Raw genomic sequence first — 11,009 nt, forward strand, 5'->3', positions numbered from 1 at the left:
ATGGGATCGGATCAAGCACATATCCCGGTGCTTATCGACAAAATCCTTCAGACCTGCGCGCCTGTCTCGGGCACCTGGCTGGACGGCACGTTTGGCGCCGGGGGCTACACGCGCGCGCTGCTGGATGCCGGTGCCGACAAGGTGATCGGCGTCGACCGCGATCCCTTGGCCTTTGAAATGGCGGCGGGCTGGATTGCGGGCTATGGCGACCGGATCGAGATGGTCGAGGGCGTGTTTGGCCGGATGGACGAATATGCCGAGGGGCTGGATGGCGTGGTTCTGGACCTCGGTGTCTCGTCCATGCAGCTGGACCTCGCAGAGCGCGGGTTTTCCTTCCAGAAGGACGGACCGCTGGATATGCGCATGTCGCAGTCCGGGCCGACCGCTGCCGATATCGTGAACAACGCGGCCGAGGCCGACATCGCCGACATCCTGTTTCAATATGGCGAGGAGCGCGCCAGCCGCCGTATCGCCCGTGCCATCGTCAAGGCACGCGCCGAAGCGCCGATTGAAACCACCTTGCATCTCTCCGAGATCGTGTCGTCCTGCCTGCCGCGCCAGAAACCGGGGCAGGCGCATCCCGCGACGCGCAGCTTCCAGGCGCTCAGGATCGCGGTGAACGACGAATACGGAGAGCTGTTCCGTGGCCTGATGGCGGCGGAGCGGGCATTGAAGCCGGGCGGCCTTCTGGCCGTGGTCACCTTCCATTCGATCGAGGACCGGATGGTCAAGCGTTTCATGCAGGCGCGGGCAGGGAAGTCGCAGACAGTCAACCGCTATGCGCCTGAAATTGAACGGGAAACCCCGGCTTTTGAAATTCTGACCCGAAAGGCCGTTGGCCCGGACCAGGATGAGGTGGACAGGAACCCGCGGTCGCGTTCGGCCAAGCTGCGCGTGGCACGGCGGACCGATGCGCCGGCAGGGGATGTGAACGAAAAGCAGATCGGCATGCCAATGACAGGGGGGCGACGCTGATGCGCGGGCTTGCGTATGTGTTGACGGTAATCAGCGTGATCGGTCTGGCGTTCTGGGCCTATCACGAGAATTATGAGACCCAGAAGGCGATCTCGGAAAGCGAGCAGTTGCAGCGCGACATCGGCGCGGCTCGGTCGCGCTTGTCCATTCTGCGTGCGGAATGGGCCTATCTGAACCGCCCCAACCGGCTGCGCGATCTGGCCGAGCTGAATTTCGACCGCCTTGGCCTTCTGCCGCTGCGTCCCGACCAGTTTGGCAAAGTTGACCAGGTGTCGTTCCCGCCCGTGGTCGAGTTCGGGTTCGAGGGCGTGACCGAGGTCTCGTCAACCGGGGCAGACCTGGAGGATGGTGGCATATGATCCGCACGCCGCTTCGCCCTCTGGCCCGCATCCTCAAGGCCCGTGACACCGGGGAAAACCCCGACACGATCGAGCGCGAGAACATCCGCCAGCGCCATGAAGAAATGCGCGACAAAAGCCGTGCCCGCGCCGAGGGGCGGCTTTTGTTGATGTGCGTGATGTTCCTGGGGGCCTTCATCGTGATCGGCGCCCAGATGACGATTCTTGCCAATTCCGAGGCACAGGAACCCCGTGCAAGCGCGGCGGGGGCCCGGATCGTGGCGCAGCGGGCCGATATCGTTGACCGCAAGGGGCGCATCCTGGCGACCAACCTTGAAACCCATTCGCTTTATGCCCAGCCGCATCACATGATCGACAAGGAACGGGTCGCGCGCGAACTGGCGGAAATCTTCCCCGATCTCAAGGAAGAGCGTCTGGTCAAGGATTTCACCGGCAAGCGGAAATTCATCTGGATCAAGAAGAAGCTCAGCCCCGAACAGAAACAGGCCGTGCATGATATCGGTGATCCCGGCCTGCTGTTCGGTCCGCGCGAGATGCGGCTTTATCCCAATGGCACCATTGCCGCACATATCCTAGGCGGCGCGAGTTTTGGCAAAGAGGACGTGCGCGCCGCCGAGGTGATTGGCGTGGCCGGGGTCGAGAAATACTTTGACGACGTATTGCGCGACCCAGCCAATGGCGACAAGGCGCTGACCCTGTCGCTTGACCTGACCGTGCAGGCCGCAGCCGAGCGGGTGCTTTACGGCGGCATGAGGCTGATGAACGCCAAGGGCGCGACATCGGTGTTGCTGGATGTGCATACCGGCGAGGTAATCTCGATGGTCAGCCTGCCGGATTTCGACCCCAATGACCGCCCGCGCCCCCCGACCGAGGGCAACCCGTCCGACAGCCCGCTGTTCAACCGCGCGGTGCAGGGTCTTTACGAGCTTGGCTCGACCTTCAAGATCTTTACCGCGGCGCAGGCGATGGACCTTGGGCTGGCCAATGCCTCGACGATGATCAACACCGCCGGACCGCTGCAATGGGGCAAGTTCAGGATCCGCGATTTCCGCAACTACGGCGCGCAACTGTCGCTGACCAAGGTGATCGTGAAGTCTTCGAACATCGGCACGGCGCGGCTTGCCCAGATCATCGGGGCCGAGCGTCAGCAGGATTTCCTGCGCGATCTCGGCTTCTTCGAACCCACGTCTGTCGAATTGGTCGAGGCCAGCGGCGCAAAACCCTTGTTGCCGCCGCGTTGGTCGGAACTGTCAACGATGACAGTGTCTTACGGCCACGGCCTGTCGGCAAGTCCACTGCATCTGGCTGCCGGTTACGCGGCGATTGCCAATGGCGGCAAGCGGGTGGTGCCGACCCTGTTGCGCCGCAGCACGCCGCAGAACGGCCCGCGCGTCATGTCCGAATCCGCTGCCCGTGAAGCACGGTCCATGCTGCGTCAGGTGGTCACCGACGGCACCGCCTCGCTGGGCGAGGTTCCGGGCTATGCCGTGGGCGGCAAGACCGGCACGGCGGACAAGCCCAAGGAACGTGGCGGCGGTTATTACGATGACAAGGTGATCGCCACTTTCGCGTCGATGTTCCCGGCGCATGATCCCAAATACGTGCTGATCGTTACGCTTGATGAACCGGTCGAGACCTCGGGCCCGGAACCGCGCCGCACCGCGGGCTGGACTGCCGTGCCGGTTGCGGCCGAGATGATCGGCAGGATTGCGCCGCTTCTGGGGATGCGGCCGGACGTTGAACCCGGTCAATTGGCTGGTATAACGCTGACCGCACACTAGGCCGGATTCCGGCCCGACAGACAGGCTGACCTGACGGGGGCACCATGGCAGCGCAGACCAAACGACTTTCGGACCTTGGGCTGACCGCCGCCGCGGGGCGGAACCCGGATATCACCGGCCTTGCCGTCGACAGCCGGGACGTCAGGGACGGCTTCCTCTTTGCCGCCATGCCCGGCACCCGCATCCACGGTGGCACTTTCATCCAATACGCGCTCCGCATGGGCGCGGCGGCGGTGCTGACCGATGCCGAGGGCGCAGCCATCGCCCGCGACGAACTGGCGGCCAGCGATGCCGCGCTGATTGTCGCCGAGGATCCGCGCCAGACCCTGGCCTATACTTCCGCCCTTTGGTTCGGACGACAGCCGGGCATCATGGCGGCAGTGACCGGGACCAATGGCAAAACCAGCGTCTCGACCTTCCTGCGCATGATCTGGCAGGAACTGGGTCTGCCCGCGATCAACCTTGGCACCACCGGGGTCGAGGGCGATTTCACCGCGCCGCTGGCCCATACCACGCCCGAGCCGATCACGCTGCACCGCACCCTTGCCGCCGCCGCCGAAGCCGGGGTCGAATTCGCGGCGATGGAGGCGTCCAGCCACGGGCTGGAACAGCGGCGGCTGGACGGGGTCGTTCTGCGGGCAGCAGGCTTTACCAACTTCACCCAGGATCACCTGGATTACCACGCCAGTTTCGACGATTACTTCGACGCCAAGGCCGGGCTGTTTGCCCGCGTATTGCCGTCTGATGGCGTGGCGGTCATCAACACCGACGACCTGCGCGGGCCGGACATGGCCGCGATTGCGCGGGCGCGCGGGCAAGAGGTGATGACCGTGGGCCGAGAGCCCGCCGACCTGCACCTGACCGCGCAGCGTTTCGATGCCACCGGGCAGGACATCCGCTTTACCTTCCGCAACCGGGCATACCTGGCGCGGCTCAACCTTCTGGGCGGGTTCCAGGCCGACAACGTGCTTCTGGCGGCGGGGCTGGCAATCGCCTGCGGCGCCGAGCCCGAGCGCGTGTTCGAGGTGCTGCACGAACTCAAGACGGTGCGGGGTCGGATGCAGTTGGCCGCGACGCGCGCGAATGGCGCAGCGGTCTTTGTCGACTATGCCCACACGCCCGATGCCGTTGCCACCGCGCTAAAGGCAATCCGGCCGCATGTGATGGGGCGTCTCATTGCCATCGTTGGGGCAGGTGGTGACCGCGATGCGGGCAAGCGGCCCCTGATGGGGGCGGCGGCCACCGCCCATGCCGACATGGTCTTTGTCACCGATGACAACCCGCGCAGCGAAGACCCCGCCGCGATCCGGGCCATGGTGATGGAAGGCGCGCCCGGCGCGACCGAGGTTGCCGACCGCGCCGAAGCGATCCTGCGCGCCGTCGATGCGCTGGGGCCGGGCGATACGCTGTTGATCGCGGGCAAGGGTCACGAGACAGGTCAGATCGTCGGCGACGACATCCTGCCCTTTGACGATGCGGAACAGGCCAGCGTCGCCGCCGCCGCGCTGGACGGGAGGCTGGCATGACGCTCTGGACCGCAGCCGACGCCGCTGCCGCGACAGGGGGCAAGGCAACAACCGATTGGAAGGCAACCGGCGTTTCGATCGACACCCGCACACTGGAACCCGGCGACCTGTTCGTTGCGCTGACCGCGGCGCGGGACGGGCACGAGTTTGTCGCGCAGGCGCTGGAAAAGGGTGCAGCGGCGGCACTGGTCTCGCGCATTCCCGAGGGTCTCGACGAATCCGCGCCTTTGCTGATTGTGCCCGATGTTCTTGAGGGGCTGGAAGCGCTTGGCCACGCCGCCCGCGCCCGCACCGATGCAAGGGTCGTGGCGATCACTGGTTCTGTGGGCAAAACCTCGACCAAGGAAATGCTGCGCGCGATCCTGTCGGGGCAGGGCCGCACCCATGCCAGCGTCGCGAGTTACAACAATCACTGGGGTGTACCACTGACTTTGGCGCGCATGCCCGCGGACACCGAATTCGCGGTGATCGAGATTGGCATGAACCACCCCGGCGAGATTGCGCCGCTGGCCCGGCTTGCCCGCCCGCATGTGGCGATGATCACCACCGTTGCCGCCGCCCACCTTGAGGCGTTCGAGAATATCGAGGGCATCGCGGCGGAAAAGGCCAGCATCATGGAGGGGCTGGAAGGTGACCGTGTGGCGATCCTGAATGCCGACATTCCAACGGCGCCGGTTCTGGCGGCCACTGCGAAACAGCTTGGTTGCAAGGAAGAGTGGTTTGGCGAGACCGCGACAGACTGGGTTCTGACGGATGTGACGCTGCGGGGCAACCGTACGATCTGCCGGGCAACCGGGCCCGAAGGTCCGATGATGTTCAAGATCGAAAGCGCGGGCCGGCATTTTGCGATGAACGCCCTTGGTGCGCTGGCCTCTGCCGCCGCGCTGGGTGCGGACCCGGCCATCGCCGCCGGGGACCTTGGCCGCTGGCAGCCCTACACCGGGCGCGGCGCGCGCCAGACGATCTGGCTGGACCCGGTCGAAACCGACATGACGCTGACATTGCTGGACGACGCCTATAACGCCAACCCGACCTCGCTGGCTGCCGCGCTCGAGGTGCTGGCGGCGGCGGATGTTGTCGATGGGATCGGGCGGGTCGGCAAGGGTCGTCGCATCGCCTTTCTTGGCGACATGAAGGAACTCGGACCAACCGAGGCCGACCTACATCGCGCCGTGGCGGATCACGCGGCGATGGACGGGATCGACAAGGTGCATTGCATCGGCCCGCTGATGCGCCACCTGCACAAGGCCCTGCCGGATGGCAAACGCGGGCTCTGGACCGAAACCAGCACTGAAATGGCGGCGGAAATGCGCCACCTGATCGATGCCGGGGACGTGGTGCTGGCCAAGGGGTCCCTGTCCATGGGACTGTCACGCATTGTTGACGCGGTTCAAAAACTCGGGCATCCCGCCCCGCAATCAAATGACGAGGACGCCTGATGCTCTATTGGCTCACTGCCTTTTCGGACGGCGGGGACTTTTTCAACCTGTTCCGCTATATCACCTTCCGCGCTGGCGGAGCCTTCCTGACCGCGCTTCTGTTCGGGTTCCTGTTCGGCCGCCCTCTGATCGACGTCTTGCGCCGCAAGCAGGGCAAAGGCCAGCCGATCCGCGATGACGGTCCCGAGGGGCATTTCGTCAAGGCCGGTACCCCGACCATGGGCGGCTTGTTGATCGTGGGCGCTCTGGTCACCTCGACCCTTCTGTGGGCGCGGCTGGACAATGGGTTTGTCTGGCTGGTCCTGTTCGTGACGCTGTCTTACGGGTTGATCGGGTTTGCCGATGACTTTGCCAAAGTGTCAAAGCAGACCACGGCGGGCGTTTCCGGCAAGGTGCGGTTGCTGATCGGCTTCGCGATTGCCGCGATTGCCGCGTGGTGGGCCTCTGTTCTGCAACCGGCCGACATGCAGTTTCAGCTGGCTCTGCCGTTTGTGAAGGACGTGCTGCTGAACCTCGGCTTTTTCTACATCCCGTTCGCGATGTTCGTTATCGTCGGGGCGGCCAATGCGGTGAACCTGACCGACGGTCTGGACGGGCTGGCCATCATGCCGGTGATGATCGCCGCGGGCACGCTGGGTGTGATCGCCTATGCCGTGGGGCGTGTTGACTTTACCACCTATCTTGACCTGCATTACGTGCCGGGCACCGGTGAAATTCTGATCTTCGCCGCCGGGATCGCGGGCGGCGGGCTTGGCTTCCTGTGGTACAACGCGCCGCCCGCGGCGGTGTTCATGGGCGACACCGGGTCGCTGGCCCTTGGCGGCGCGCTGGGCGCGGTTGCGGTGGCCACCAAGCACGAGCTGGTGCTGGGCATCGTCGGCGGCCTTTTCGTGGTCGAGGCGCTGTCGGTTATCATCCAAGTGCTTTATTTCAAGCGCACCGGAAAACGCGTCTTCCTGATGGCGCCGATCCATCACCATTACGAGAAAAAAGGCTGGTCCGAGCCGCAGATCGTGATCCGGTTCTGGATCATTTCGCTGATCCTCGCCATGATCGGGTTGGCGACGCTGAAAATCCGCTGAGGCGCTCCCGCCCCGTTTGAGTGCAGGGAACCTGCAGTCAAACAGTTTGGGCAAGGCCGCGCTGACGCGCGGTGCGCCTCCGGCGGGGGTATTGGGGACCAGTGAATTGCCGGGTCCGGTGCAGTTTTTGAGATGGGGCAGGATATGAATCCGGTCAGGGGATATGAGGGCGCGACACTGGCGGTTCTGGGGCTGGGACGGTCGGGTCTGGCCACGGCGCGTGCGCTTGTTGCGGGCGGTGCCGCGCCGGTCTGCTGGGACGACAACCCGGATGCGCGGGCGCGGGCTGAGGCCGAAGGGTTTTCCTGCCGCGACCTTCTGGAACCCGGTGCCTTTGACGGCATCGCCGCGCTGATCGTCAGCCCCGGCATCCCGCATCTTTACCCCGCGCCGAACCCCGTTGTGGCGGCGGCGCTGGCGGCAGGGGTGCCGGTCGACAATGATATCGGGCTGTTCTTCCGCTCGTTCGCGGGACCGGAGTGGGATGGTTATGACACCGCCCCCAAGGTGATCGCGGTCACGGGGTCGAACGGCAAGTCCACGACATCCGCCCTGATCCATCACGTTCTGGAAACCGCCGGGCGCCGGACGCAGCTGGCCGGGAACATCGGGCGCGGTGTGCTGGATCTGGAACCGGCCGAGGATGGCGAGGTGGTGGTGCTGGAGCTTTCGAGCTACCAGACCGAACTGGCCCGCGCGCTGACCCCGGATGTGGCGGTCTTTACCAACCTCTCGCCGGATCATCTGGACCGGCATGGCGGCATGGGCGGCTATTTCGCGGCCAAGCGGCGGCTGTTCACGCTGGGTGGACCGGACCGCGCGGTGATCGGTGTCGATGAGGTCGAGGGCCGGTTTCTTGCGGGCGTCTTGTCCGAAGGCGTCGGCGATGACCGGGTGATCCGCGTGTCCTCTGGGACCAAGTTGACCGGGGCGGACTGGGCGGTGTTTGCCCGCAAGGGGTTCCTGTCCGAGTATCGCAAGGGCCGTCAGGCCGGGTCGATCGACCTGCGCGCCATCAGGGGCTTGCCGGGTGCGCATAACCACCAGAACGCCTGCGCCGCCTATGCCGCCTGCCGCGCCGTCGGCCTTGCCCCGCGCCAGATCGAGGCCGGGTTCCAGAGCTTTGCAGGTCTGCCGCACCGCAGCCAGATCGTCGCGGAAAAAGACGGCGTCACCTTCGTCAATGACAGCAAGGCCACCAATGTCGATGCGGCGGCCAAGGCGCTTTCGGCCTTTCCCCGCATCCGTTGGATCTGCGGCGGCTTGCAGAAAGAGGGCGGGCTTGAGGGGCTTCTTGAGGCCGCCGGATCGGTGGCAAAGGCCTATGTCATCGGACGCGAGGCCGCCGGGTTCGCGTTGCAGCTGACCGGGGTCGAGACCGAGGTCTGCACCACCATGGAGCAGGCCGTCGCGCGGGCCGTGGCAGAGGCCGAGCCAGGTGATACGGTGCTTCTGGCGCCAGCGGCCGCAAGCTTTGACCAATACGACAATTTCGAGCAGCGCGGCGATGATTTCGCGGCGCGGGTCCGGGCGGAAATCGGCTGAGGTTTTTTGCCCGCGAACCCTTGTCCGGCGTGGGCCGCGTTCATAGGTCGAGAGTGTAAGACAAGCGATCAGAAGAAAGGGTCCGATCATGCAAATCCAGGTCAACACTGACAACTTCATCCATGGTGACGAGCGTGTGATCGAGGTGGCGGAAGCCGCGGTTCTCAATGATCTGGAACACCTGTCGGACCGTCTGACCCGCGTCGAGGTGCATCTCAAGGACCAGAATGCCGACAAGCACGGCCCCGACCACATCAAATGCACGATGGAAGCGCGTCCGCGCGGGCAGGGACCGATGGCGGCAAGCCACGAGGCAGAGGATATTCCCGGTGCCCTGAAAGGGGCAGCCAAGAAGTTGCGTCAGCGCCTGACCGCCGAGTTCGGCAAGCACGACGCGCATCACTGAACCAATCAGCTTGGGCCGCGCTCGGCAATTGCCTTGCCTGCGGCCCAGCCCGACGACCACGCCCATTGGAAATTGTAACCGCCCAACCAGCCGGTGACATCGACGGCCTCGCCGATGGCATAAAGGCCGGGGACGGATTTGGACTCCATGCTGCGCGATGACAGCGCGTCGGTATCGATCCCGCCCAGTGTGACCTCGGCGGTGCGATAGCCTTCGGTTCCCGTCGGCCGAAGGGTCAGGTTGTGCAGGCGGTCGGCCAGATCGCGCAGCGCCGCGTCGCTTTGATCGGCAAGGTTCCCGGTCAGCGTCCAGTCCTGCGCCAGATACTCGGCCAGGCGCTTGGGCAGGATGTCCCCCAGCACCGTCGACAGGTTGCGCCGCCCATCTGTGGCACGGCGCGCCCGCAGCGCGTCAAAGGCGTCACCCCCGGGCAGCAGGTTGACCGTGATATCCTGCCCTTCGCGCCAATAGGACGAGATTTGCAGCATGGCGGGACCGGACAGCCCACGGTGGGTGAACAGCATCGCCTCGTCAAAGGATGTCCCGCCCGCAGTGGCACGCACAGGCAGGGCCACGCCCGACAGCGGCTTGAACCGTCCGTCCGAAAACACGAAAGGCACCAGCCCGGCGCGGGTCTGGGTCACCGTTAGCCCGAATTGGGCCGCGATGTCATAGGCAAGCCCCGTCGCCCCCATCTTGGGGATCGACTTGCCCCCTGTCGCCAGAACAAGGTTTGACGCCGTCAGGTCTTGGCGCTTGCCCTCACGGTCCACGCTGACGCGGAACTGCCCGCCGTCATGAGAGACAGAGGCGACCGAGGTTTGCAGCCACAACTCGGCCCCCGCGCGGGTCATCTCGTCGACCAGCATCCCGACGATCTGGCGGGCGCTGTCGTCGCAGAACAGCTGGCCTAGCGTCTTTTCGTGCCACGCGATCTTGTGGCGGGCGACAAGGTCGATGAAATCCCATTGCGTATAACGCGCCAGCGCCGATTTGCAGAAATGCGGGTTCTGCGACAGGAAGGCGTCCGGTTCGGCATAGATATTGGTGAAATTGCAGCGCCCACCGCCCGAGATGCGGATCTTTTCGCCCGGCGCCCGGGCGTGATCGATCACCACGACCCGCCCCCCGGCATGGGCCGCGCACATCATGCCGGCCGCCCCGGCGCCAAGGATGATCGTGTCAAACTGCATGGATCGCACCTGCCTGTTTCACAGCGCCGGGTCAAGCGCCGCTCACTCTTGCGTGAGGTCCATTGTCACTCTCGCTTGACCACGGCACGTTCGCCCGGACACAGACGCCACGCATAGGAACAACAGATGACCCGACCCGCCGTAGCCGCCCCGTTTCCGATCCAGACCATTCCCCGGCTGGGGGGCGGGATGCTGACGCTTGGTGTGACCGAAACGCCCGGCAACTGGCAATTGGTCGTGGTCTATCGCGGGCTGCATTGCCCGCTCTGCAAGGCATACCTGTCCACGCTGCAGGACCTGTTTGATGGCTTTACCGCAGACGGGGTCGAGGTGGTGGCCGTGTCCGGTGACGGCGAAGACAAGGCCCGCGCCTTTGCCGATGAGGTCGGGCTGACCCTGCCTGTGGGTTATGGCATGACGACCCAGCAGATGCAGGCGCTGGGTCTGTGGATCTCAACCCCGCGCAGCCCGAAAGAGACCGATCGTCCTTTCCCCGAGCCGGGACTTTTCGTGATAAACGCCGAGGGCATGTTGCAGGTCGCCGATATCTCGAACGCACCGTGGGCGCGGCCCGATCTGGCCTTTGTCCGGCGCGGGATTGCCTACGTTCGACAGAATGGGCAGCCGATCCGAGGCACTTATTCGGGCGCCTGACAACGGGCGGACGCGGGAAATCCTTGAAAAACTGCCGCAATTGTCGCTG

General features: G+C 64.9%; 10 protein-coding genes. 9 read left to right on the top strand and 1 reads right to left on the bottom strand.

Going from position 1 to position 11,009, the window contains the following annotated elements; translation table 11 throughout:
- The 8 genes from rsmH to JQ863_RS07470 all read left to right on the top strand — a co-directional run bounded on the left by rsmH (nucleotide 1) and on the right by JQ863_RS07470 (nucleotide 9,113).
- On the top strand, nucleotides 1-975 hold the full coding sequence (gene rsmH, locus JQ863_RS07435) for a 16S rRNA (cytosine(1402)-N(4))-methyltransferase RsmH (RefSeq protein ID WP_204113659.1): 975 nt from the start codon (nucleotides 1-3) through the stop codon (nucleotides 973-975).
- Nucleotides 975-1,334 (top strand): cell division protein FtsL, encoded by a 360-nt coding sequence (ftsL, locus tag JQ863_RS07440; protein WP_204113660.1) that lies wholly within the window; start codon nucleotides 975-977, stop codon nucleotides 1,332-1,334. The genes rsmH and ftsL overlap by 1 nt, the downstream gene beginning before the upstream one ends.
- The gene (locus JQ863_RS07445) at nucleotides 1,331-3,115 is read left to right on the top strand and encodes a peptidoglycan D,D-transpeptidase FtsI family protein (protein WP_204113661.1); all 1,785 of its coding nucleotides are present in this window, start codon (nucleotides 1,331-1,333) and stop codon (nucleotides 3,113-3,115) included. Before ftsL ends, JQ863_RS07445 begins: the two co-directional genes overlap by 4 nt.
- Nucleotides 3,116-3,159: 44 nt before the next feature.
- A complete protein-coding gene (locus tag JQ863_RS07450; protein ID WP_204113662.1) occupies nucleotides 3,160-4,641 on the top strand; it encodes a UDP-N-acetylmuramoyl-L-alanyl-D-glutamate--2,6-diaminopimelate ligase in 1,482 nt (493 codons plus the stop codon).
- Nucleotides 4,638-6,080 carry a UDP-N-acetylmuramoyl-tripeptide--D-alanyl-D-alanine ligase gene (locus JQ863_RS07455; protein ID WP_204113663.1) on the top strand — a complete coding sequence of 481 codons (1,443 nt, stop codon included), beginning with the start codon at nucleotides 4,638-4,640 and terminating at the stop codon, nucleotides 6,078-6,080. Before JQ863_RS07450 ends, JQ863_RS07455 begins: the two co-directional genes overlap by 4 nt.
- A complete protein-coding gene (gene mraY / locus JQ863_RS07460; RefSeq protein ID WP_204113664.1) occupies nucleotides 6,080-7,162 on the top strand; it encodes a phospho-N-acetylmuramoyl-pentapeptide-transferase in 1,083 nt (360 codons plus the stop codon). Before JQ863_RS07455 ends, mraY begins: the two co-directional genes overlap by 1 nt.
- Nucleotides 7,163-7,306: 144 nt before the next feature.
- Nucleotides 7,307-8,707 (top strand): UDP-N-acetylmuramoyl-L-alanine--D-glutamate ligase, encoded by a 1,401-nt coding sequence (murD, locus tag JQ863_RS07465; RefSeq protein WP_204113665.1) that lies wholly within the window; start codon nucleotides 7,307-7,309, stop codon nucleotides 8,705-8,707.
- Nucleotides 8,708-8,795: 88 nt separating this feature from the next.
- Nucleotides 8,796-9,113, top strand: coding sequence for an HPF/RaiA family ribosome-associated protein (locus JQ863_RS07470; protein ID WP_204113666.1), 318 nt, complete (start codon nucleotides 8,796-8,798; stop codon nucleotides 9,111-9,113).
- Nucleotides 9,114-9,118: 5 nt separating this feature from the next.
- Here the strand turns inward: JQ863_RS07470 and JQ863_RS07475 are convergent, their stop codons facing one another.
- Entirely contained in the window at nucleotides 9,119-10,306 is a 1,188-nt protein-coding gene (locus JQ863_RS07475) for a BaiN/RdsA family NAD(P)/FAD-dependent oxidoreductase (RefSeq protein WP_204113667.1), read from the bottom strand.
- A gap of 126 nt (nucleotides 10,307-10,432) precedes the next feature.
- On the opposite strand from JQ863_RS07475, the gene JQ863_RS07480 reads away from it, so the two are divergent.
- Nucleotides 10,433-10,960: a redoxin domain-containing protein gene (locus JQ863_RS07480; protein WP_204113668.1), complete on the top strand. Its 528-nt coding sequence runs from the start codon at nucleotides 10,433-10,435 to the stop codon at nucleotides 10,958-10,960.
- Nucleotides 10,961-11,009 lie beyond the last annotated feature (49 nt).

The organism is Shimia biformata, assembly GCF_016888515.1.
Classification (GTDB): domain Bacteria; phylum Pseudomonadota; class Alphaproteobacteria; order Rhodobacterales; family Rhodobacteraceae; genus Shimia_A; species Shimia_A biformata.